The sequence below is a fragment of the Streptomyces sp. NPDC004539 genome, assembly GCF_040610055.1.
Lineage (GTDB): Bacteria > Actinomycetota > Actinomycetes > Streptomycetales > Streptomycetaceae > Streptomyces.
Genome location: NZ_JBEXLS010000002.1, coordinates 273,860 through 296,590, shown reverse-complemented (window position 1 = coordinate 296,590; position 22,731 = coordinate 273,860). Strand labels below are relative to the sequence as shown.

Genomic DNA, 22,731 nt, shown 5'->3' with positions numbered 1-22,731 from the left:
CTTCACCTGGGCTCCTCCGAGGATGCCCCGGGCAGGCGAAGCCGAATCGCCGTCAGGGCGCTTCGGTGTCCGCTTCAGCGGAGGCACGCTCCCCCTCCAGCCGGTGGACGATCTCGGAGTTGAGGGACCTGTGGGCGGACCTGGCCTGAGTGGTGAGCCACTGGTGGAGGTCCGCGGGGAGCCTGAGGGTGATCTTTTTTTCTTCATCCATGACCCTATGATAGTGGTAATGTGGTGGCATGACGCCCCTAAAGGGAGCCGGATACCTCCGGTACACCTACCGGCTGCGCGTGTCGTCGACCGCCCGCACGGCACTCCTCGCGGAGTGGGCGCGGTGCCGGTGGATCTGGAACGAGTGCTGCGCCCGCTCGAAGAAGGCGCATGCCGAGGAAGAGAAGTGCGGCCCGGCCCGGCTGGACAAGATGCTGACCGAGGCCCGCACCATGAACGCGTGGCTGCGCGAGGGCAGTTCGGTACCGCAGCAACAGATCATTCGCGACTTCGCCAAGTCCCGCGCGAAAGCCCTGAAGGACGTCAAAGCCAGGCTTCCACAGCGGCAGCGGGCGGGGATGCCCAAGTACAAGAAGAAGCATGCCGCCGACCCGAGTCTGAACTACACACGGTGCGGGTTCCGCCTCAAGGACGGCCGCCTGCACCTCGCGGGTGGGATCGTGCTGAGCGTGGTGTGGTCGCGGGACCTGCCCGAGCCGCCGTCTTCTGTGCGGATACACAGGGACAGCCTCGGCCACTGGTATGCCTCGTTCGTCGTGGCGGCCACCACCCAGGCGCTGCCCGCCACCGGGCGGGACATCGGCATCGACTGGGGCGTCAAGGAGACCGCGACCACCACGTCCGACGCCCATGACCTGCCCCACGCGCAGCACGGTAAGAATGCCGCACAACGCCTCGCCGACCACCAGCGGAGGATGAGCCGCCGCAAGCCCAGTCGCGGACAGCCAGGATCGAAGGGCTACCTCGAAGCGAAGCGGCAGACCGCGAAGCTCCACAAGAAGGTCGCCCGGCAGCGTGAGGACACCGGCCGCAAGTGGGCGAAGAAAGTCGTGACCGACCACGACCGTCTCGCCGTAGAAGACTTCCGCCCGAAGTTCCTCGCCCAGTCCACCATGGCCCGCAAGGCCGCGGACGCCGCGATCGGCGCGACCAAGCAGGCCCTCATCCACATGGCCCGCAAACACGGCCGCGAGCTGCACCTCGTACACCCCGCGCACACCACGATGGACTGCGCACAGTGCGGAGCGAGAACCAAGCACGCACTCCCTCTCTCAGAACGAACCTACGCCTGCACCGCGTGCGGAGCCGTCTCTCCCAGAGACAAGAACTCCGCCCGCGTGATGCTCGTCCGGGCTGGTCTCGACCCGGCTGGTGCTGATCGTGCAAGAGCTGCCGGACCGCCGGTCCGAAGCCAACGTGAGCCAGGAATCCCCTCCCTTTAGGGAAAGGGAGGACTCAATGGTGCTTGTAGTGCTTGATGGACGTGTCCTTCGCGGCGGCGTCGGCGTATCCCTGGATCTTGTTGATCGCCTCGACCGGGGTGAGCCGGCCCGCCATCATCTCGCCGAGCCCGGAGACCCCGATCTGCTCCTTCTGGAGCTTGACGTACCAGTCCTGGAGCCGCGGGTTCAGGACGTTCGCGCCGGCCTTCTCCAGCGCGGCGACGCCCGACTTGAGCCCGGGGGTGAGGGTGATGCCGTCGGTGCCGCCGTTGAAGGCGCTCAGCGACTTGACCTTCGCGGTGAAGTTCCGCGACGACGCCTCGCTCAGCATGATCCGCAGCTGCTCCATGCCGCCGAGGGCGTTGGCCGCCTTCGAGGGGACGATGAACGGCTCGCCGCCGGAGGCCCAGATCGTGCCGAACGGCATCTTGTCGGAGGAGTCGATGCCGGTCGGCGCCGAGACCGCGAGGTTGAAGTCGGCCGGGATGACGTTGGCCGACTCGTTCTCGACCCAGGAGCCGTTCGGGATGAACAGCGCCTTGCCCTGGGCCCACGCGGTCTGCGACTGGATGTGGTCCAGACCAGGGGTGCCCTTGAGGACGTAGCCCTTCTTGTAGAGCTCGTAGTACGCCTCGAAACACGCCTTGACCGCGGGGTGCTTCCAGGCGTTCGGCTCCAGGTTGTCGATCGCGTCGAGGACCTCCCGGCCGCCGACCTTGCCGATCATCGGGTAGAGCGAGAAGGGCAGGTAGTACGGGTACTTGCCCGCGTACGTCCAGCCCGCGATGCCCTTCTTCTTGGCCTTCTCGCAGACCGCGAGCATCTGGTCCCAGGTCTCGGGGTACGCCGAGTCGAGGGCGTCCAGCGCCTTCTGGGAGTACCAGACGCCGTAGACGGTGTAGGCGTAGTACATGATCCACACCGGTGCCCCGTCGAGCTGCCCCATCTCGACGATGCCGGGGCGCAGGGTGTCGCGGACCTTCTTCTTCGGGTCGTCGTAGGACGGCGCGTCGAGCAGCGGGGTGAGGTCCGTGAGCTGGTTCTTGCTGGACAGGACGCCCATGTCCATCTGCTCGGCGCCGGAGTTGTCGATGAGGTCCGGCGGGGTGCCCTGGTTGAAGCGGGGCTGGAGGACGCTCTGGATCTTCTGGGTGGCCGAGAACTTCACCTCGGCCTTGGGGAACGCCTTCTTGTACTGCGCGACGGCGTCCTCGGCGTACTGGGTGCCGAAGCCGCCGTCGAACAGGACGAACTCCAGGGTCGCCGTGTCGTTCACGCCGAGCGGGTTCGTGGCCGTCTTCGTCCCGGTCTTCGCCTTGTCACCGCTGTCGCCGCCGCTGCTGGCGCAGGAGGTGAGGAACGACAGCGCCGGTACGGAGAGTCCGAGCGCCGCGGTCGTCCTGATCATCGTGCGGCGGCCGACGCCTGCCGGTCCCCGGCTTTCTGCGGATGTGGAGCCCATGTCAAGCCCTCGCCTTCTCCAGGACTCAGGGCGGCACCGGACATGCGCCGGCGCCGCGTCGGGTCGAGCAGGGTCGTGCAGGAAACGCCGACAGGTATAGTCCATTTCCCGGCGACGGAGCAAGATCGAATGCAAGGTTGGCCGAGGGTCTTTTCCGAGTTGATACCTCACGGAAATCCGGACGGCCCGCTTCAGCCCCGACCGCTCAATTCCCGACACCACAAGCGCTTTCCCCAGTGAACGTCCTTGACATCACAGGCCACTTGACCACCTACTGATTCCCGCACCAGCAGGGGGAAAACGTTGTCCGGTCCGGTTCGTCCGAGCGGTACGGGAGGGTGCTTCACCCATGCGGCAGCGGTGGGTACGGCTTCGGCGGCGCAAGCGGTTTCACCCGATCGTGGCCCTGTGTGCGATGGCGCTGGCGCTCGGTTCACCGGGCTCGGTGGTGGCGGTGCCGCGTGCGGAAACGGTTCCCCGCACCGCCTCCACGACCTCCTTCGCGACCTCCTTCGAGCCCGGCGAACCCGCGCCCGACTGGACGGACACGGTCGACGAGGCACGCGGCTCCTCGGGTGTGGACGGCGGCTACGACGCCGGCGGGCTCCCCGGTGACGTCACCGGGGAGGTGACCGAGGTCCGCGCGAACGCGGAGAACGCGGACGGCGGCGAGGTCGCGGACAACCTCGTGGACGGCGAACCGGCCACCAAATGGCTGACGTTCACGCCGACGGGCTGGGCCGAGTTCGCCTTCCCCCGCCCGGTCGCCCTCACCTCCTACGCGCTCACCTCCGCGAACGACGCCCCCGAGCGCGACCCCGCCGACTGGCGGCTCCTCGGCTCGCCCGACGGCACGACGTGGACGCAGCTGGACGCGCGCACCGGGGAGACGTTCCCGAAACGGTTCGCCACGAAGGCGTACCCGCTCACGGCGTCGACTTTCAGCCACTTCCGGCTGGAGATCACCGCGAACCGGGGCGCCGGACTGCTCCAGCTCGCCGACGTCCGCTTCGGGACGGGCGGCGCGGCGGGCCCGGTGCCGCCCGCCATGCTGACCGGCGTCGACCGGGGGCCGACCGCCTCGCCGACGGCGAAGGCACGCGTCGGATTCACCGGGCTGCGCGCGCTGCGCTACGCCGGACGCCAGACCTCGGCGGGCGCGGGACGGTCGTACAACAAGATCTTCGACGTGGATCTGCCGGTCCGGCGGGACACCCGGCTCGGCTACCGGATCTTCCCGTCGATGGCGGACGGCGACCTGGACTACGCGGCGACGAACGTCGCGGTCGACCTGGCGTTCACGGACGGCACGTTCCTCAGCGGCCTCGGGGCCGTCGACCGGTACGGGTTCGGGCTGTCGCCGCGCGGTCAGGGCGCGGCGAAGGTCCTGTACGCCAACCAGTGGAACGACGTGAGCGCCGAGATCGGGGCGGTCGCGGCGGGGAAGACCGTCGACCGGATTCTGCTCGGATACGACGCGGACGGCGGTCCGGCGCGGTTCCGGGGCTGGCTGGACGACCTGACGATCGGGCCCGGCACGCCCGAGCCGCCGAAGGCGCACCTCTCGGACTACGCGCTGACGACCCGGGGCACCCACTCCAGCGGGGCGTTCTCACGCGGCAACACCTTCCCGGCGACGGCCGTGCCGCACGGCTTCAACTTCTGGACGCCGGTGACGAACGCGGGCTCGCGGAGCTGGCTGTACGAGTACGCGCGGGGCAACAACTCCCGCAATCTGCCGGAGATCCAGGCGTTCGCCGCGAGCCACGAGCCCAGTCCCTGGATGGGTGACCGGCAGACGTTCCAGGTCATGCCGGCCGCCGGGGACGGGGTTCCGGAGACCGGGCGGTCCGCGCGGGCGCTGGCGTTCCGGCACGCGGACGAGACCGCGCGGCCGTACGTGTACCGGGTGCGGTTCGAGAACGGGCTGACGGCCGAAATGGCGCCGACGGACCACGCGGCGGCCATGCGGTTCACGTTCCCCGCCGGGTCCGGCGGCAGCCTCGTCTTCGACAACGTCACCAAGGACGCGGGGCTGACGCTGGACGCCGAACGGGGTGTCGTCACCGGCTACAGCGACGTCAAGTCCGGTCTGTCGACGGGCGCTTCACGGCTGTTCGTGTACGGGGAGTTCTCCGAGCCCGTGAAGGACGGCGCCGTCGACGGTGTGACGGGGTACGCGCGCTTCGACGCCCCGGCCGTCACGCTGCGGCTCGCGACCTCGCTGATCGGCCTGGACCAGGCGCGGGACAACCTCCGCCAGGAGATCCCGGCGGGCACCTCCTTCGAGCGGGTCCGCGACGACGCGCGACGGCAGTGGGACGCGCTGCTCGGCCGGGTCCGCGTCGAAGGCGCGACGCCGGACCAGCTGACGACGCTGTACTCCAGCCTCTACCGGCTGTACCTGTACCCCAACTCCGGCTTCGAGAAGGTGGGTTCGGCCCACCGGTACGCCTCGCCGTTCTCGCCGCCGGCGGGCCCTGACACGCCGACGCACACGGGCGCGAAGGTCGTGGACGGAAAGGTGTACGTCAACAACGGTTTCTGGGACACGTACCGGACGGCGTGGCCCGCCTACTCGTTCCTGACGCCCCGTCAAGCCGGTTCCCTGGTCGACGGGTTCGTGCAGCAGTACCGGGACGGCGGCTGGATCTCCCGCTGGTCCTCCCCCGGCTACGCCGACCTGATGACCGGCACCTCCTCGGACGTCGCGTTCGCGGACGCGTACGTGAAAGGCGTCGGCTTCGACGCGCGGGCGGCCTACGAGGCGGCGCTGAAGAACGCGACCGTGGTGCCGCCGACGCCGGGCGTGGGCCGCAAGGGCATGGCGACCTCCCCGTTCCTCGGCTACACGGCCACCGACACCCACGAGGGCCTGTCCTGGGCGCTGGAGGGGTACGTCAACGACTACGGCATCGCCCGCATGGGCCAGGAGCTGTACCGGCGGACCGGCGAGCGGCGCTACCGCGAGGAGTCCGACTACTTCCTCGACCGGGCCCGCGGGTACGTCCGGCTCTTCGACGCCGACGCCGGGTTCTTCCAGGGGCGGGACGCGCGAGGCGCCTGGCGGGTGCCGTCCGCCGAGTACGACCCGCGCGTCTGGGGGTACGACTACACGGAGACGAACGGCTGGGGGTACTTCGCGAGCGCCCCGCAGGACAGCCGCGGACTCGCCAACCTGTACGGCGGACGAGGGGAGTTGGGCAAGAAGCTGGACGCCTACCTCTCGACCCCGGAGACCGCCTCCGTCGACTTCGCCGGGTCGTACGGGGGTGTCATCCACGAGATGACCGAGGCGCGGGACGTCCGGATGGGCATGTACGGGCACTCCAACCAGGTCGCGCACCACGCCCTGTACATGTATCTGGCGGCCGGGCAGCCGTGGAAGACGCAGGCGGCCGTGCGGGAGGTGCTCTCGCGGCTCTACACCGGCAGTTCGATCGGGCAGGGCTATCACGGGGACGAGGACAACGGGGAGCAGTCGGCCTGGTGGCTGTTCTCGGCGCTCGGGTTCTACCCGCTGGTGATGGGGAGCGGCGAATACGCCATCGGGTCACCGCTGTTCACGAAGGCGACGGTCCGGATGGACAGCGGGAAGGTGCTGGTGGTGAAGGCGCCCCGGAACAGCGCGCGGAACGTGTACGTGCAGGGGGTGCGGTTCGACGGGCGGGCGCTGACGTCGACTTCGCTGCCGCACTCGCTCGTCTCCCGGGGCGGGGTGCTGGAGTTCGACATGGGACCCCGGCCGGCCTCGTGGGGTGCGGGGTCGGGGCCGGTGTCGATCACTCAGGGGGACGCGGTGGCCCGGCCGCGCTCGGATGTGCTGCGGCGAGGCGGTGCGCTGTTCGACGACACGTCCGCCACCTCGGCCGCCTCGGAGTCGGTGGAGCTGCCGGTGTCCGGGGCGGTGAAGGGGGTCCGGTACACGCTGACTTCGGGAGCCGATCCGGCGCGGGCACCGCACGGGTGGACGCTCCAGGGGTCGGACGACGGGGTCGCCTGGACGACGCTGGACCGGCGGTCCGGGGAGTCGTTCGCGTGGGGCAGGCAGACACGGGCGTTCACTGTGGGGTCCGCGGGTACGTACGGGAGGTACCGTCTGCTGCTCGACGGCGAGGCGGTGCTGTCGGAAGTCGAACTGCTCGCCTGAGCCGCCGAGTTGGGGGACGCATGCCGTCGCTTGAGAGTCTCGATCCCGCGTGGTTGCCCGTGGAGGCGTTCCGTGCGCTGGGCGGCCGGCGGGTGTCCGTGCGCGGGTCCGGGGAGCTGGTGGAGACCGTGCGGGCCGAAGTGCGGGAGGCTTGTGGGCGGTTCGGTGGGGAGGTGGTTTCGGAGGGGCCGTGCGAACTGCTGCTGGAGGTGACGGCGGGCGAGCTCCGTGAACTCGGCGACGAGGGCTTCGTGTTCGCCTTCGACGGCGAGCGGGCCTCAGTCACCGCGTCGGCCGGAGCGGGGCTGCTGTACGGGTTCTTCCATGTCGTGCGGCTCGGTGAGGACGCCTTCCGGGGGCCGGTGCGCGGTGAACTCCACTCCCCCGCACTGCCGTCGAGGATGGTGGACCACTGGGACAACGTGGCCGTGCATCCGGTGATGGGGCAGGTGGAGCGGGGGTACGCGGGCGGGTCGCTGTTCTGGGCGGACGGTGCGGCCCGGCGGGACCTGGGGCGGGTGCGAGCGTACGCCCGGCTGCTCGCGGCCTGCGGGGTGAACGCCGTCGCCGTGAACAACGTCAACGTGCACGCGGCGGAGGCCCGGCTGCTGACCGAGCGGATCGGCGAAGTCGCCTTCCTGGCCGACGCGTTGAGGGGCTACGGGATTCGCACACACCTGTCGGTGACGTTCGCGGCGCCGATCGTGCTGGGCGGGCTGGAGACGTCGGACCCGTTGGACGCGGGAGTGCGGGAGTGGTGGGCCGGGGCGGTGGGGGAGGTGTACGCGGCGGTCCCGGACTTCGGCGGGTTCGTGGTGAAGGCCGACTCCGAGGGACAGCCGGGGCCGTTCGCCTACGGGCGTTCGCACGCGGACGGCGCGAACATGCTGGCCGCCGCGCTCGCCCCGTTCGGCGGGACGGTGCACTGGCGGGCGTTCGTCTACGACCACCGGCAGGACTGGCGGGACCGCTCGACGGACCGGGCGCGGGCCGCGTACGACCATTTCGCGCCGCTGGACGGGGAGTTCGCGGCGAACGCGGTGCTCCAGGTAAAGCACGGGCCGATGGACTTCCAGGTGCGGGAGCCGGTGTCGCCGGTGCTGGGGGCGCTGCCCCGGACCCGGGTCGCGGTGGAGGTGCAGGCCACGCAGGAGTACACCGGGCAGCAGCGGCACGCCTGTTGGCTGGGGCCGATGTGGAGCGAGGTGCTGCGGTTCCGGCCGGGGGGTGAACAGGGGCCGTCCGTCGGCGAGTCGGCCGATGAGCTGGTCGCGGTCTCGAACGTGGGGGACGATCCGTTCTGGACCGGGCATCCGCTGGCGCAGGCGAACCTGTACACGTTCGGGCGGCTGGCGTGGGAGCCGGGGGCGGAACCCCTCGATGTGCTCGACGAGTGGCTTCGACTCACCTTCGGGGAAGGGGAGTTGGGCGGGCTGCGGGGCCTTCTCGCCGGGTCCTGGGCGATGTACGAGAAGTACACGGCGCCGCTCGGGGTGGGGTTCATGGTGCAGCCGGGGCATCACTACGGGCCGAGTGTCGACGGGTACGAGTACAGCCCGTGGGGGACGTACCACTTCGCCGACCGGGACGGGGTGGGGGTCGACCGGAGCGTGGCGACCGGGACCGGGTTCGCGGGGCAGTACGGGGAGCCGTGGGCGTCGGTGTACGAGTCGGTGGAGAGCTGCCCGGACGAACTCCTGCTGTTCTTCCACCATGTGCCGTACGGGCAGGTGCTGAAGAGCGGGAAGACCGTGATCCAGCACATCTACGACACGCACTTCGAGGGGGTCGAGGAGGCGGAGGAGGCCCGCCGGGTGTGGGCGGGCCTCAAGGGGGTGGTGGAGCCGGAACGGTTCGCGCGGGGGGTGGAGCGGTTCGAGGAGCAGGTGCGGAGCGCGCGGGAGTGGCGGGATCAGGTGAACTCGTACTTCTTCCGTAAGTCGGGGGTGCCGGACGAGCGGGGGCGGGTCATCTACTGAGGGGCGCCTGCTGAGGATCGTCCGGTTTGAGTACCGCGACGCCGAGGGGGTCGAGGACGAGGGGGGTGCCGGCCTCCACCCGTTTGCCGGTGAGGAGGTCGGTCGTGGTGGTGTGGGCGGTCAACTCGGCTGTCTCTGTAGTGTGGTTGAGGAGGAAGAGGAGGAGGGTGCCGTCCTCGGTGACGCGGGTCGCGGTCTCGACCTCGGGGTGGTCGGCGTAGGGGCCGACGAGGTGGTGGCGGGCCAGGACGAGGCGGACGACGTGGTCCACGCCCGGCTGGTCGAGGGCGGTGGCGACGTACCAGCCCTCGCCACCGTGTCCGCCGAAGCGGTTGCGGGTGACGGCGGGGGTGCCGGCGTAGAAGTCCGACCCGTAGGGGGCTACGGGTTCGGCGCCCCTGAGCTGGACGATCTCGAAGACCAGCCGGGCCTGAGACTCGGGGCCGTCCGGAAGTACTACGGGTTGTACGACCTCCGGGGGACGGGAGTCCCACTCGTCGATCCTGATACCCAGGAGGGAGGCCAGCGGGCCGGGCAGGTCGGTGAGGAAGGCCCGGTCGTGTTCGTCGGAGCGCGCCGACAGGAACGTCGCGAGCACGGTCCCACCGCTCTCGGCGACCGCTTCGAGACGGGCCGCCAGGTCGCCCTTGATGAGGTGGAGGGCGGGGGCGAGGACGACGTCGTACGGGGTGAGGTCGGCGGTGACGGGGACGACGTCCACGTCCGCGCCCGCCTCGCGGGCCGCGCGGTAGTAGGCGTGGACGACGTCCAGGTACCGGACGAGCCGGGAGGGGCCGTCGGAGAGCTCCAGGGCCCACCAGCTGTCCCAGTCGAAGAGGAGCGCGGTACGGGCGGGGGTGCGGGCGCCCAGCGTGAGATCCCCCAGGTCGGCCAACTCCCGGCCCAGGTCGGCGACTTCGCGGAAGGTACGGGTGTCGTCGCGGCCGGCGTGGCCGATGACCGCGCCGTGGTACTTCTCGCAGGCGCCGCGTGAGGCGCGCATCTGGAAGTACAGGGCCGCGTCGGCGCCGTGCGCGACGGCCTGCCAGGTGGCGAGGCGGAGTTCGCCGGGGCGGTGCAGCGGGTTGACGTCCCGGCACGCGGTCGTGGACGGGGTCTGCTCCATCAGCCAGAAGGGGGCGCCGTCCTTCAGGCCGCGCATCAGGTCGTGCGCGAGGGCCGGGCGGGTCGGCGGGGCGTCCAGCGGCGGGTAGTTGTCCCACGACGCGAAGTCGAGGTGCGGGGCCCAGCGGTGGTAGTCCAGCGGACGGTAGGCGCCCATCATGTTCGTCGTCACCGGGGTCTCCGGGTCGTGCTCCCGGATCGCCGCCTTCTCCGCCGTGAAGCAGCCGAGGAGGGCGTCCGTCATGAACCGCTGGTAGTCCAGGGTGATGCCCTGGAACGCGGTGTGGTCGGGGCCCCGCCAGTGTTCCGTGAGCGCGCTCGGGGGTTCGATCTCGGCCCAGTCGGTGTAGCGGTGGGACCAAAAGGTCGTCCACCAGGCGTCGTTGAGGGCGTCGAGGGTGCTGTGCCGGGTCTTCAGCCACTCCCGGAACGCCTCGGCGCACAGGTCGCAGTAACAGGCGCCGCCGTACTCGTTGTTGATGTGCCAGGCCAGCAACGCCGGGTGGTCGGCGTAGCGTTCGGCGAGGCGCGCGGCCATCGCCGTCGACAGTCGCCGGTACGCCGGGGAGCTGGGGCAGAAGTTGTGGCGCTGGCCGTAGCGGTGGCGGCGGCCCTCGAAGTCCGTGCGGTTCACCTCCGGGTACCGCTTCGCCAGCCACGGCGGGAGGGCGGCGGTTCCGGTCGCCAGGCAGACGCTTCTGCCCTCCGCCGCCGCGCGGTCCAGGATGTCGTCCAGGACCGTGAAGTCGTAGGTGTCCTCGGCCGGTTGGGTCAGGGACCAGATGAACACGCCCACGGTGAGCGTGTCGATGCCGGCCTGCCCGAACAGGCGGTGGTCCGCCGTCCACACCTCCTTCGGCCACTGCTCGGGGTTGTAGTCGCCGCCGTACCGGATCTTGTCGGTCATGCGGTGAAGTCCTCCTTCGTCTCGGCGATCACCGGGCGGGCGGTGTGCAGCAGGGAGAGGAGCAAGGGGGCCGACAGGAGCGCCGGGAGCGCCTCCGTGAGCAGGGCGGTCATCGCACCGGTCAGGATCAGGAGGGAGAGGGCTCCCAGGGTGACCCTGCCGTGACGCAGGAGGAAGTACGCGGAGAGGCGGGCCGTGTCCCTCGCGCGGAACGTGAACAGGGAGGTGAGGATCAGGGCGTGGGCGCCCCACAGCAACGTGGTGAGAGCGGTTGCCGCGATGATCAGGGCCCACCAGGTGGGGAGGCCCGTGGACCGGAAGTGGGTGAGAGTGAAGGCCGTCACCGTCAGCCAGATCAGGAGGGGGGTCCAGAGTTTCAGGGCGGGGAGGGTGTTGAGGCGCAGGCCCTGGAGGTAGAGGCGGGCCGGGTGGAGGTCGGTGAGGTCGGTGCCGCGGTGGTGGAGGGCGTAGAGGGCGGCGGAGGTGGCGGGGCCCAGGGGGAGGAGGAAGAGGGCGGTGAGGGGGGTGGGGCCGATGAGGAAGAGGGGGATGAGGCCGGGGGCTGCGGTGATGAGGAGGAGGGCTTCTGTGGTGAGGAGGGTGTGGATGAGGACGGCGGCTTTTGAGAGGGGTCCACTGCCGAATTCCCGGGTGCGGGTTGTGGGGGGCTGGTCGCGCAGTTCCCCGCGCCCCTGAGCGGCGCTACGCAGCCGCAATTGCGCGTCAGCGCTCATCTGTCCTCCCCAACAAGCGGCGCTCGTCCCACCATTCGGAGGTCTCGTCCACCAATGGGGTCAGCTCTACGAGCGTGATCTCGTTGCGCCCCAGCGACAGCTTCAGGTTCGCTCGGCCGTCTTCCAGCCTCACGCGGAAGTGCGTGCGACTCGGCTCTGCCGCCTCGTGCAGCATGTCCAGTTCACGCTGCCTCGGCGAACGCGGGCTGCCCATCTCCCGCCATGCCGTGTACGCGTTGCCGTGGTCCTCGTCCACCGTCGAGCGGCGGACGAACGCCGCTGCTCCCGACAGCGGGATCGAGAGGTGGAGTTCGTGGTGGGTCGGGCCCAGGGTCTCCCCGGTCGGGTCAACCGGCGCCCAGGCGAGGGCAGTTACCCGACCGTCCCGGTGCCGTGTGACCAGGTGGTGGTCGCCCCTCGACAGCAGCTCCTCCCCCATCCGGGACATGAACGCGAACAGGTGGAACGTCGGCTTCTTGATCTGGCGATGCGTCAACAGGCCGAAGCCGCCGTGGAACAGGGCCGTCGGGACGCCCGCCTCCTCGAACATGTCGCTGAACGTCCAGTACGAGAAGGAGTCGGCCAGCTCACCGCCCTCCGCCAACACCGGTGCCAGGTAGGCCGCGTTGAAGGCCGTGTCGTGGATCGGGTTGTCCGGGCAGTAGGAGGAGTTGAACTCCGTGATGTGGACGGGGAGTTCGGCGTACCGCGTGCCTTCGAGCTGGCGGCGTGGGGTGGCGAACTGGTCGAGGAGGCCGCGCGCCGGGGCGAGGGTCTGGTAGGAGGTGAAGGGGACGCGCTGGGCGGGGCCGGAGGTGTACGCGTGCCGGGAGACGAAGTCGAGGGGGACGTCGTTCCGGTCGGTGAAGTCCGTGAAGCGGGGCAGCCATTCGTCGGCGCCGGGTGAGATCGCGGGGCCGCCGACCTGGAGCGAGGCGTCGACTTCCTTCACGGCGTGCGCGGTCACCTCGTACAGCTGGTGGTACGCCTTTTCGTCGGCGTTCTCCCAGAAGGAGTCGAGGTTGGGTTCGTTCCAGACCTCGACGGGCCAGGTGCGGACCTCGTCGAGGCCGTGGCGGTCGACGAGGTGGGTGAGGGTGGCGCGGACCAGGGCGGCCCACTCGGTGTGGGAGCGGGGCGGGGTGACGTTGCCCTTCCACCAGAAGATCGTCTGGGAGCCGGAGGCCAACTCCTCGGGCATGAAGCCGAGTTCGAGGAAGGGGCGGATGCCCAGCTCCAGGTAGGAGTCGATGACCTGGTCGACGTACGTGAAGTTGTGGTGCAGGCGCCGGGTGCCCTGCTGTTCGTAGGGGCGGACGACGCCCATGCTGTCGCAGAACAGTCCGTGCCCCCGGATGTGCCGGAAGCCGATCTCGCGCTGGACCAGCTTCAGGGACTCGAAGTAGTCGCGGCGCAGGGCGAGTTCGGCCCGTCCGGTGCCTACGCACTGCCGCCAGGCGGCGGAGAACGGGCCGAGGGGCTCGGCGGGGACGCGGATCATCCGTGGTCCTTCCGGTACCGCTCGTACGCCTTGTTGTGCAGGGCGACCAGTTGGTCCATGTTCTTGGACTTCAACTCCGAGACGTAGGAGTCCCATTCGGACAGGGGGCGCTTGCCGAGGGCGAACTGGAGGGTGTTCTGGCCGACATGGTCCTTGAGGGGGGTGTCCCAGAGGGTGGCCTGTTCCTGCTCGAAGGATTCGAGGGGGTGGGCGGGTTCGGCCGGGAGCTGGGTGCGCTGGGCCATGGCGTCCTGGAACTTCTTCTCGTCGGGGCTGAACGAGGAGGAGACGAGCGCCCAGCTTCCGCCGTAGGTGAAGACGCCGTTGTAGAAACCGAAGTCCTTCTGGAGGTCCTTGGGGGCGTCCGGGATCGAGCCCATCAGGGAGATGCCGGGCTCCAGTTTGTACTGGCCGCCGCTGTAGGTGTACGTCGTGCCCTGGACGCCCCACTTGCAGAACCGCTGGCCCTCGTCGGAGTACCAGAGCCAGTCGACGAACTGCATCATGGCGACGAAGTCGTCGCTCTTGAGGGCCTTGCCGGAGATCATGACGCCGTTCTCCAGTCGGCCCCCGGCCGGCAGGACCGCGCCCGCCGGGCCGATCGGGACCGGGATCATCTCGATGGTGGCGCCCTTGACCTGCTTGTTCAGGTTGTAGCGGTACTCCTGGACCAGGACCTGGGGGTTGGCGCTGATCGCGAAGGACTTCTGGCCGAGGAGCTTTTGGAGCGCGTCGTCGTCGGTCTGGGTGAAGCCCTCCGGGTCCAGGAGTTTCTCGGAGACCAGCTTGGCGACGTACTCGACCATCTGGCGGAACTCGTCACGGGCGCCGGTGAAGACGAACTTCTTCGCCTTGTCGTCCCAGCTGACGTTGCTGTAGCTCCAGCCGGCCGGGACGCCGTACGCCTGGCCGAGGTAGTTGAAGAACGCCCCGGGCGGGAAAGGGGTGTTGACGTTCCAGCGCTCGGTGAGGGGGTAGCTGCCGGGGTACTCGGACTTGAGCGCCTTGAGGACGGTGTAGACCTCGTCCCAGGTGGTCGGCACGGCGATGCCGTGCTTGGCCAGGACGTCGGTGCGGAAGGCGAGGGAGTAGCCGGACTTCAGCTTCTCGTGCAGACCGGGCAGCAGGTAGTAGTTGCCGTCGGACTGGCGCAGCGAGTCGATCTCCGGTTCCAGCTTCCATCTCTTCACCTTGTCCTGGAAGTTGGGCATCAGGTGGATGTACTCGCTGACGGGGAGGATCGCCCCGGAGGAGACGAACGCGGCCTCGGCCGGGTGGTAGGTCTTGGGGATCAGGAAGGGCGCGTCGCCGGAGCCGATGAGGAGGCTGCGCTTCTTCTCGTAGTCGCTGAGCGGCACGGAGATCGGCTTGAGGGTGACGCCCGTCCGCCGGGTGACCTCCTTCCAGAACAGCCAGTCGCCCTTCATCGGATAGGCCGGGTTGTCGTTGTGCAGGACGTCGAAGGACAGCGGTTTGGTCGCCTTGAACTGCTGGCCGGCGCGGAAGTCCTTCATCGCGCCGTTCTGCTTCTTCGTGAGGTCCTTGGAGTCGCCGCCGTCGTCACCGCTGCCGCAGCCCGTGAGGGTGGCGAGGCCGATGAACCCGGCGGCGGACAGGATCTGACGGCGTGACAACTGGCCTGTGTTGGGGCGGGAGTTCTTGTTCACCGGAGACTCCTTGGGAGGTGGGGCGGTCGGCCGGAGGTGGGGGAAGCGGTCAGCCCTTGACCGCGCCGAGCATCACGCCCGAGACGAAGTAGCGCTGGACGAACGGGTACACGCACAGGATCGGCAGCGAGGTGAGCACGATCGTCACGGCCTGGATGGAGGCGGCGACCTGCGTGCCCTGTTCCGTGGTGGCGCCGGCGTTGGAGGCTCCGGTGGCGCCCGCGATGATGTTGCGCAGATAGACGGTGACCGGCATGAGGTCGGTCCGGTCCATATAGAGGAACGCCTGGAACCAGGAGTTCCAGAACGACACCGAGTAGAACAGGATCATCGTCGCGACGACGGCCTTCGACAGCGGCAGCACGACGCGCAGCAGGATGCCGTACGTACTGAGCCCGTCGATCTGGGCGGCCTCCTCCAGTTCGCTCGGCAGGGACTCAAAGAACGCCTTCATCACCAGCAGGTTGAACACGCTGATCGCGTTGGGCAGGGCGATCGCCCACACCGAGTTCTTCAGGCCGAGGCTGGTGACGAGGACGTAGTTCGGGATCAGGCCGCCGGAGAAGAACATCGTGAACACGGCGACGCCGACGAGGAATCCGCGCCCCTTGAGGTTCTTCTTGGACAGGACGTAGGCGTAACAGGTCGTCAGAACCATGGCCACGACGGTGGCGACGACCGTGTAGAGCACGGTGTTTCCGTAACTCCGCCAGAACGTCTCGTCGTTGATGACGATCCGGTAGGTCGTGAGGTCGAACCCCTTGGGCCACAGGGTGACTTCACCGGAGCGGATCTCGCGCTCGCCGCTGAAGGAGCGGGCGACGATGTTGAGGAACGGGTACAGCGTCAGCACGACGACGACGGTGAGGATCACGCCGTTGACGCCCTGGAAGACGCGGTAGCCGCGCGTCGGCTGATCGACCGAGGTGCGTGCCCTGACCTTGCTCACCACAGGCTGGTCCCCACTGTGCGGCGCGAGAGCTGGTTCGCGGAGGTGATGAGGACGAGCCCGATGACCGCCTCGAACAGGCCGATCGCCGACGCGTAGCTGAAGCTGTTCGACTCGACGCCGGCCCGGTACAGGTAGGTCGAGACGACGTCGGCGGTCGGATAGGTCAGCGGGTTGTACAGCAGCAGGATCTTCTCGAAGCCGACCGCCATGAACGTGCCGATGTTGAGGATCAGCAGCGTGATCATCGTGGGCCGGATACCGGGCAGCGTGACGTGCCAGATCTGCTGCCAGCGGTTCGCGCCGTCGATGCGGGCGGCCTCGTACAGATCGTTGTCGATCGTGGTCAGCGCGGCGAGGTAGAGGATCGTGCCCCAGCCCGCCGTCTGCCAGATCTCCGAGCCGACGTACACCGTCCGGAACCACTCGGGTTCCTGGATGAAGCGGATCGGGTCGTGGCCGAGCCAGCCTAGGAGGTGGTTGACCGGGCCGTCCGTCGCGAGCATCTGCATCGTGATGCCGGCGACGATCACGATCGACAGGAAGTGCGGCAGGTAGGAAACCGATTGCACAAAGCGTTTCAGGGCCGTGCGGCGCACCTCGTTCAGGAGCAGCGCCAGCACGATCGGGATCGGGAAGCAGAAGACGAGGGTCAGCAGACCGAGCCACAGCGTGTTGCGGAAGACCTGCCAGAAGGTGGGGTCGGTGAGGAACATGCGCACATAGCGCAGGCCCACCCACTGCTCGCCCAGGATCGAACCGCCCGGCTCGAACCGGCGGAACGCGATGACGTTCCCGATCATCGGCAGATAGCGGAAGACCAGGAAGAACAGCAGCGGCAGGATCACCAGCGAGTACAACTGCCAGTCGCGGCGCAGCGCCCGGCGCCAACTGCGGCGCGCGGACAGGCGCTTCGGGCCACCCGGGGTCTTGGGGGGTGGCGGGTCCTGGGTGCCCGGCGGGGGCGCCGACGTGGTGGGGGTGCTCATGCTCGGGCCTCCCGGAGCGGGGACGCGGAACCGAAACTTTCGAGCTCTTACCGGTAACTTCGCGGCAACTTATGGGCACCCAGAAACCGCTGTCAATGGGTCATGCAGGAGATTCCTCAGGAAGCAGTGGTGCGTTGGAAGCGTCCACAGGCGGGTAGAACAGGGGGGTCCGACCCTTCCCAGCTCCGCAAGTTTCCCTTTCGTGACCGAATCCTGCGAGGTGTCGCCGTGAGCGCGTTCGATCTGCCGCTGATTGAGCTGGAGTCCTTCCGGCCGCCGCTCGACGAGCCGGACGACTTCGACGCGTACTGGCACGAGGCGCTGAAAGCGGCTTCTGAGACACCGCTGCGGGTGCGGAGCGAGCCGGTGCGCAACGGGCTGAAGCTGACGGAGACCTGGGACGTGACGTTCCCCGGGTTCGGGGGGCATCCCGTGCGGGCCTGGTACAGCCGGCCCGCCGGGGTGCGCGAGGCGCTGCCGACGGTCGTCGAGTACGCCGGGTACGGACGGGGACGCGGGCTCTCCCACGAGCGGCTCACCTGGGTGAACGCCGGGTACGCGCATCTGCTCATGGACAACCGGGCGCAGGGGGACAGTTACGGCAGCGGCGGGGGCGGGACGCTCGATCTCGGGCCCGCCGTGCCAGGGGGGCCGGGGGTCGTCGTACGGGGGCTGCTCGATCCGTACCAGTACCACTACCGGCGGCTCATCGTCGACGCGGTGCGGGCGGTGGAGGCGGTGCGGGGGCTGCCGGGGGTGGACGGGGGGCGGGTCGCCGTCGTCGGCAACAGTCAGGGCGGGGGGCTAGCGTTGGCCGTCGCGGGGCTGGTTCCCGATCTTGCCGCCGTGTTGGTGACGGCGCCGTTGCTGTGCGGGATTCGGCGGGCGCTGGATCTCACCGACGCGGGGCCCTACGGGGAGATCGCCGCGTATCTCTCTGTGCACCGGGGAGTTGAGGAGGCCGCCTATCGGACGCTGTCCTATGTCGAGGGGGTGTCGTTCGCGCGGCGGGCTCGGGCTCATGCGCATTTCGGGACGGGGTTGCGGGATCGGGTGTGTCCGCCGAGTGGGGCGTTCGCGGCGTTCAACCGGTATGGGGAGGTGGGGGGTTCGCAGCCTCGGCGGGAGATTCATACGTACGCGTACAACGGGCATGAGGGTGGGGACGCGGTGCATGTGGCGTTGCAGTTGGAGTGGTTGGCGGGGGTGTTCGAGGGGGTGGATTGAGCAGCTTGGTGAGGTGATGCGTATCCGTCTGGAGCCTGGGTGCTTCATGATGGGTGGGCCATGAGTGGATTGCGCTGGGATTGCGGGGCGGGTGCGGCTTCGTCGTGGTTGCTCGCGCAGTTCCCCGCGCCCCTGAAGGATGGCGCTGGCGCGCCGATCCCCATAGTGCGGGCTGGTGTGTTCGCTGCTGTCGGGGCTGCTCTCGGTGCCGCCGCTCACCACCTCGTCGCCGCAGAACCCCCGCACTGGCAGCGGGTGCTGGTGGGTGCGCTCGCGCTGTTTCTGCTCGGGCTCCTCGGAGTACGGCGACCCCGGTCGCTCCCCTCCGTCGCCCTCGCCTGTGTCCTCGCTCAAGGCAGCCTGCATCAATGGCTCTCCGCAGGACACGGCAACGGCCATGTGCATCACGCCTCCGAAACCATGGCCCCCCACACCTCCTGGCCCATGACCGCCGCCCACGCCCTCGCCGCCCTCCTCGTCGCCGCTCTGCTCCAACGTGCGGACCGGGTGTTCTGGCGGCTCGCGCAGGGCGTGCGAGACCGGACCGCCGCTCTCCGCGCATGGACGGGATTCACCCCCGTCTCCAGCGATACGCGGGCTTCCGCACCCCGCACAGCCCCCCTCCCCCACCACACCGGCGCCCTCCTCCTCGCGGACGTCGTCGTGCGGAGGGGGCCTCCGGCAGACCGGTCGGATCACGTCAACTGACCCTCTGCGGACCGCTGTCGTGTCGGTCCGTGCTGCAACTCTGCCTGGAGAACAGCCATGTTCAAGAAGACCCTCACCGTGCTCGCCGCCGGCGCGCTCGTCGTGCTCGGTGCCCAGTCGGCCGCCGCGCACGTGGAAGTCAGCGCCGACAACCCGCAGGCCCTCGCGCAGAACGTGAAGGTGACCGTCTCGGCCGAGTCGGAGTCGTCGACGGCCGGTATCAAGGAGGTGCGGGTCGTGCTCCCGGCGGGCATCGCGCCGGGTGACGTCACCTATGCGAGCGGCCCCAAGGGCTGGGCGCTGGCGGCGACTTCGGACGGCTTCGCCGTGAAGGGGACGGCCGTACCCGTCGGGGACGACGTCGAGGTGTCCGTCGTCGTCAAGCAGTTGCCGGACGCGAAGGAGCTGGTGTTCAAGACGCTCCAGACGTACGGCGACGGCAAGATCGACCGCTGGATCGAGCTGGAGGAGCCCGGCAAGACGGAGGAGGAGGACCACTCGCACAGCGGGAACCCGGCACCGGTACTGAAGCTGAAGGCGGCGGCACCCGTGCAGCCGACCCCCACGCCGACCGCCCCCGCGAGCAGCGCCCCCGTGAGCCCGGCCGCTCCGACCCCCTCCGCCTCGCCGGTCGCGTCGGAGTCGGAGAAGGACGACGACAGCGGTATGTCCGGCGGGACGTGGGCCGCGATCGGCGCCGGTGTGGTCGTCGCGGCGGGCGTCGGCTACCTCGTCGTCCGGCGTCGGAGCCAGGCGTCCGAGTGACGCCGTGAGCGGTCGTCCGGCAGGCCGCCGGACGACCCCTCGGGCACGTCAACTCATTTGACTTCAGCGGCCGTTGAGGCTGTACAGTACACACACAGCATCCCCGACAACGTTATCCCCGCGATGACGTCGTCGCCCGAACTCCCCCTCGCCCGTGTCGTCGTCCGAGCGCCGGGGGATCTCCCCGGACGGCCCCCTCCCCCCCTGGGGCCGTCCGGCTCGCGGACCCGGTGGCACACGGCTCGATGCCACCGGGTCCGCCCGGAGCGGCCCGTCTCTCTTACGGTGCAGGGCAGTCGATCAGCCGACGCGACAGGGCAGACTCGTCGTACTGTCGCCGTTCGCCCCGGTGACCACGTACCCGAAGGTCGTACTCTGGCCCGGACTCAGTGAGCCGTTCCAGCCGGCGTTGTGGACCATCACGTCCTGGCCGGTGTAGGTGGCGGCGCCGTTCCAGAGGCTGTCCACCTTCTGGCCCGCGGCCAGCGTCCAGTTGACCATCCAGCCGAGCATCGGGACGTTGCCGGAGTTGGTGACGGTCACCTCGGACTGGTAGCCGCCGGTCCAACTGCCGGTCGTGCGGCGGGTGGCGGTGCAGGTGCCCGGGACGGGCTCGTTCGGGTTGCCCGGCTCGTGGATACCGGTCACCTCGCCGTTGCCGCCGTCGAAGACGACGTCCGAGCAGGAGTAGAAGGTCTCCGCGCTGTCCGAGCGCTGCCAGACCATGTAGATGATGTGGCGGCCCGACTTGCCCGCCGGAAGCTGCCCGGTCCAGGAGTAGTTGGCCTCGACCGTGCCCGGGGAGCCGTGCAGCGGCGGGTGGTCGACGCTCAGGAACGGCGTGGACTCCATGTCGTCCCAGGTGAGGGTCTTCGTGGGGTCGAAGCCGTCCTTCGTGACGTACACGTAGAACCAACCCGGGTGCGCGGCCCACGCGTTGTACGAGAAGTCCATGGTGCGGCCGGCCGTCAGATGGGTGAGCGGCCAGTCGTTGCGGGCGGCGTTGAAGCCGGTGAAGTTGGTGTTGCCGCCGCTGCACAGCTGGCCGTCCGGGACGAAGCCGCGGGTGCGGCCGGCGCCGTCCGAGCGCAGGACCGAGAACCAGTTGTAGAACGGCGTGGTGCCGCTGACCTGTTGGGCGTTCCTACAGGCCGGGTTGACCGGTTTGATCTCACCCGTGTCGGTGAGGCCGTCCTGCCAGCACAGGAAGGTGCGGCTGCCCGGCTTCATGGGGGTGCCGTGGGCTTCCGCCTTGCCGCCGGTCGAGACGATCAGGCCCACCGCCGGGATGACGGCGAGCACGGAGACGAGGACGAGGAGGAGGGCTCGGGTACGGAGTAACCCCGATAACTTTGTCGTGATCATGCCAGCTCTGGGGGTGGGGGACATGGCTATGGAGCCGTCCTTTCCTGTACGGCTGTGCGGGTATGGGGTGGGGCGGTCCCGGGAGTGGGTTCCGGTCCACGGGTGGGAGCGCTCCCACCCCACCTGTGCGGGAAGGTAGCGCCGTATGCCACGGTTGTAAACGGGGTTCGACGACAGCGGTTCGATTCAGACGGGCAGCAGGGCCGGCACGCTCATCGTGAACTCCGTCCCTCCGGGCCCGCTCCGGGCCGTGAGCGTGCCCCCGTGCGCCTCCACGATCGCCGACGCCACCGCCAGCCCCAGCCCCGACCCCCCGGCACTCCCCCGCTCCCGCGCACGGGACGCGTCCCCCCGGGTGAAGCGGTCGAAGACCGTCGAAAGGAGGGCCGGCGGGATGCCCTCGCCCGTGTCGTGGACGCGGATCGCGCAGGTGCCGTCGATCGATTCGACGCTCACCGTGACCCGGGTCCCCGGGGGCGTGTGGAGGTGGGCGTTGGCGAGGAGGTGGCTGACCGCCTGGTGCAGACGGACCTCGTCGCCGAGGATCAATAGGGGTTCCGTCAGCCGGAGTTCGAGGCGCCAGTCGTGTTCCTCCGCCGCCGCGCGCGCCTTGCGGAACTCCTCGGTGACGACGGCGACCGGGTCGGTCTCGGCCCGTTCCAGCGGGCGGCCCTCGTCGAGGCGGGCCAGCAGGAGGAGGTTCTCCACGAGGCCCGTCATCCGGGCGGACTCCGCGGTGACCCGGCTCCAGGCCAGGTCGGCGGGGAGGACGGCGGCGCCGCGGCTCATCAGCTCGGCGTAGCCGGAGATGGAGGCGAGCGGGGTGCGCAGTTCGTGGCTGGCGTCGGAGAGGAAGCGGCGCATGCGTTCCTCGCTGTGGCGGCGGGCCGTGGCGGCGGACTCGGCGTGGTCGATCATCCGGTTGAGGGCGGCGCCGACCCGGCCGGCCTCGGTGCCGGGGTCGGTGTCGCGTTCGGGGAGGCGGGCGAGGGGCGTCCGGGAGACCTCGGCGGCCGTCGCGGCGAGTCTGCGCAGGGGGCGCAACTGCCGCCGGATCACCAGCGCGCAGCCGCAGGCCGCCGTGAGGAGGCCGGTCGCCGCGATCGTCGCCTCGATGAGGAGGAGGTCGTGCATGGTGTCGCGGACGCCGTCCAGCGGCAGGCCGGCGAGGACGCGGACGCCGTCGTCGTCCAGCGCGGTGAGGCGGTAGGCGCCGAGGCCGGGGACCGTGCGGGTGTGCGTGCCGCCGTCCGGGGCGATCCCGGCGAGCGCCGCGCGCTGGGCGGCCGTCAGGTCGTACGGCGGGGTGCCCTGGCCGACGATCCGGGCGGCCAGGACGGCGCCGTCGCCGTCGGTCCGGGCGGTGAGCAGACCGGCCGGGTGCCCGCCGCCGTCCAGGAAGGACAAGTCCCCGGTGAGCCGCGGGTGTTCGGCCGCGCCGGCCAGTCCGTGTTCGGCCGCCGCGCCGACCCGGTCGTCCAAGTCGCCCAGCAGGTAGGCGCGTTGGGCGAGGACCGTCGTCAGCGCCATCGCCGTGCAGACGACCGCCAGCGTCACGCCGATGAAGAGGAACAGGCGTGCGCGCAGGGAGCCGGGGCGGTGGGGCCGGACGCGGGGGAAGCGGCGGACGCGGACGGCGGACCGGGGGCGGCTCTCCGGAGCCGGCGGTGTCTCGGGGACGATGTCGTCGTGGAGCGCGGGCGTGCCCCGGCCGGTGTGCACGACACCGGCTCCCCGTCGGCTGCGCAG

At 69.7% G+C, this 22,731-nt stretch carries 16 protein-coding genes; 6 read left to right on the top strand and 10 right to left on the bottom strand.

The window, feature by feature from the left end:
- Positions 1 to 52: 52 nt before the first annotated feature.
- The gene (locus ABZX85_RS05030) at positions 53 to 211 is read right to left on the bottom strand and encodes an Arc family DNA-binding protein (protein WP_355862576.1); all 159 of its coding nucleotides are present in this window, start codon (positions 209 to 211) and stop codon (positions 53 to 55) included.
- A gap of 28 nt (positions 212 to 239) precedes the next feature.
- Here ABZX85_RS05030 and ABZX85_RS05025 point away from each other — a divergent pair, with 28 nt between their 5' ends.
- Positions 240 to 1,454 carry a transposase gene (locus ABZX85_RS05025; protein WP_355862575.1) on the top strand — a complete coding sequence of 405 codons (1,215 nt, stop codon included), beginning with the start codon at positions 240 to 242 and terminating at the stop codon, positions 1,452 to 1,454.
- 13 nt (positions 1,455 to 1,467) lie between these two features.
- Here ABZX85_RS05025 and ngcE read toward each other — a convergent pair whose 3' ends face one another.
- Complete coding sequence (ngcE, locus tag ABZX85_RS05020; protein ID WP_355862574.1) at positions 1,468 to 2,916, bottom strand: N-acetylglucosamine/diacetylchitobiose ABC transporter substrate-binding protein; 1,449 nt, start codon at positions 2,914 to 2,916, stop codon at positions 1,468 to 1,470.
- A 415-nt stretch (positions 2,917 to 3,331) separates the two neighbouring features.
- Between ngcE and ABZX85_RS05015 the strand changes: the two genes are divergently transcribed.
- On the top strand, positions 3,332 to 7,066 hold the full coding sequence (locus ABZX85_RS05015; protein ID WP_355863092.1) for a GH92 family glycosyl hydrolase: 3,735 nt from the start codon (positions 3,332 to 3,334) through the stop codon (positions 7,064 to 7,066).
- A gap of 20 nt (positions 7,067 to 7,086) precedes the next feature.
- Positions 7,087 to 9,045: an alpha-glucuronidase gene (locus ABZX85_RS05010; RefSeq protein ID WP_355862573.1), complete on the top strand. Its 1,959-nt coding sequence runs from the start codon at positions 7,087 to 7,089 to the stop codon at positions 9,043 to 9,045.
- Here ABZX85_RS05010 and ABZX85_RS05005 read toward each other — a convergent pair.
- From ABZX85_RS05005 to ABZX85_RS04980, 6 genes are read right to left on the bottom strand one after another with little or no spacing between them, the layout of a single operon-like run.
- Entirely contained in the window at positions 9,035 to 11,077 is a 2,043-nt protein-coding gene (locus ABZX85_RS05005; RefSeq protein WP_355862572.1) for a beta-galactosidase, read from the bottom strand. The genes ABZX85_RS05010 and ABZX85_RS05005 overlap by 11 nt on opposite strands.
- A complete protein-coding gene (locus tag ABZX85_RS05000; protein WP_355862571.1) occupies positions 11,074 to 11,811 on the bottom strand; it encodes a hypothetical protein in 738 nt (245 codons plus the stop codon). The genes ABZX85_RS05005 and ABZX85_RS05000 overlap by 4 nt, the downstream gene beginning before the upstream one ends.
- The gene (locus ABZX85_RS04995) at positions 11,801 to 13,312 is read right to left on the bottom strand and encodes a xylan 1,4-beta-xylosidase (RefSeq protein ID WP_355862570.1); all 1,512 of its coding nucleotides are present in this window, start codon (positions 13,310 to 13,312) and stop codon (positions 11,801 to 11,803) included. Before ABZX85_RS04995 ends, ABZX85_RS05000 begins: the two co-directional genes overlap by 11 nt.
- On the bottom strand, positions 13,309 to 14,979 hold the full coding sequence (locus tag ABZX85_RS04990) for an extracellular solute-binding protein (protein WP_355862569.1): 1,671 nt from the start codon (positions 14,977 to 14,979) through the stop codon (positions 13,309 to 13,311). Before ABZX85_RS04990 ends, ABZX85_RS04995 begins: the two co-directional genes overlap by 4 nt.
- Positions 14,980 to 15,028: 49 nt before the next feature.
- Entirely contained in the window at positions 15,029 to 15,928 is a 900-nt protein-coding gene (locus tag ABZX85_RS04985) for a carbohydrate ABC transporter permease (protein ID WP_355862568.1), read from the bottom strand.
- Positions 15,925 to 16,917, bottom strand: a complete 993-nt coding sequence (locus ABZX85_RS04980) for an ABC transporter permease subunit (protein WP_355862567.1) — start codon at positions 16,915 to 16,917, stop codon at positions 15,925 to 15,927. The genes ABZX85_RS04985 and ABZX85_RS04980 overlap by 4 nt, the downstream gene beginning before the upstream one ends.
- A gap of 228 nt (positions 16,918 to 17,145) precedes the next feature.
- Here ABZX85_RS04980 and ABZX85_RS04975 point away from each other — a divergent pair, with 228 nt between their 5' ends.
- From ABZX85_RS04975 to ABZX85_RS04965, 3 genes are all read left to right on the top strand, one after another.
- Positions 17,146 to 18,144 (top strand): acetylxylan esterase, encoded by a 999-nt coding sequence (locus ABZX85_RS04975; protein ID WP_355862566.1) that lies wholly within the window; start codon positions 17,146 to 17,148, stop codon positions 18,142 to 18,144.
- 177 nt (positions 18,145 to 18,321) lie between these two features.
- Positions 18,322 to 18,852, top strand: coding sequence for a hypothetical protein (locus ABZX85_RS04970; protein WP_355862565.1), 531 nt, complete (start codon positions 18,322 to 18,324; stop codon positions 18,850 to 18,852).
- A 57-nt stretch (positions 18,853 to 18,909) separates the two neighbouring features.
- Positions 18,910 to 19,617: a DUF1775 domain-containing protein gene (locus tag ABZX85_RS04965; protein WP_355862564.1), complete on the top strand. Its 708-nt coding sequence runs from the start codon at positions 18,910 to 18,912 to the stop codon at positions 19,615 to 19,617.
- A 300-nt stretch (positions 19,618 to 19,917) separates the two neighbouring features.
- Here the strand turns inward: ABZX85_RS04965 and ABZX85_RS04960 are convergent, their stop codons facing one another.
- Positions 19,918 to 20,982, bottom strand: coding sequence for a lytic polysaccharide monooxygenase (locus ABZX85_RS04960; protein ID WP_355862563.1), 1,065 nt, complete (start codon positions 20,980 to 20,982; stop codon positions 19,918 to 19,920).
- Positions 20,983 to 21,168: 186 nt separating this feature from the next.
- Positions 21,169 to 22,512, bottom strand: coding sequence for a HAMP domain-containing sensor histidine kinase (locus ABZX85_RS04955; RefSeq protein ID WP_355863090.1), 1,344 nt, complete (start codon positions 22,510 to 22,512; stop codon positions 21,169 to 21,171).
- Positions 22,513 to 22,731: the final 219 nt, after the last annotated feature.

Bases quoted from the DNA above. Each gene is read 5' to 3' on its own strand.
- ngcE (WP_355862574.1), bottom strand. From the start codon at position 2,916: ATGGGCTCCACATCCGCAGAAAGCCGGGGACCGGCAGGCGTCGGCCGC.
- ABZX85_RS05005 (WP_355862572.1), bottom strand. From the start codon at position 11,077: ATGACCGACAAGATCCGGTACGGCGGCGACTACAACCCCGAGCAGTGG.
- ABZX85_RS04995 (WP_355862570.1), bottom strand. From the start codon at position 13,312: ATGATCCGCGTCCCCGCCGAGCCCCTCGGCCCGTTCTCCGCCGCCTGG.
- ABZX85_RS04955 (WP_355863090.1), bottom strand. From the start codon at position 22,512: ATGGCGCTGACGACGGTCCTCGCCCAACGCGCCTACCTGCTGGGCGAC.
- ABZX85_RS04980 (WP_355862567.1), bottom strand. From the start codon at position 16,917: ATGAGCACCCCCACCACGTCGGCGCCCCCGCCGGGCACCCAGGACCCG.
- ABZX85_RS05010 (WP_355862573.1), top strand. From the start codon at position 7,087: ATGCCGTCGCTTGAGAGTCTCGATCCCGCGTGGTTGCCCGTGGAGGCG.
- ABZX85_RS05015 (WP_355863092.1), top strand. From the start codon at position 3,332: ATGGCGCTGGCGCTCGGTTCACCGGGCTCGGTGGTGGCGGTGCCGCGT.
- ABZX85_RS05025 (WP_355862575.1), top strand. From the start codon at position 240: ATGACGCCCCTAAAGGGAGCCGGATACCTCCGGTACACCTACCGGCTG.
- ABZX85_RS05030 (WP_355862576.1), bottom strand. From the start codon at position 211: ATGGATGAAGAAAAAAAGATCACCCTCAGGCTCCCCGCGGACCTCCAC.
- ABZX85_RS05000 (WP_355862571.1), bottom strand. From the start codon at position 11,811: ATGAGCGCTGACGCGCAATTGCGGCTGCGTAGCGCCGCTCAGGGGCGC.
- ABZX85_RS04965 (WP_355862564.1), top strand. From the start codon at position 18,910: ATGTTCAAGAAGACCCTCACCGTGCTCGCCGCCGGCGCGCTCGTCGTG.
- ABZX85_RS04960 (WP_355862563.1), bottom strand. From the start codon at position 20,982: ATGATCACGACAAAGTTATCGGGGTTACTCCGTACCCGAGCCCTCCTC.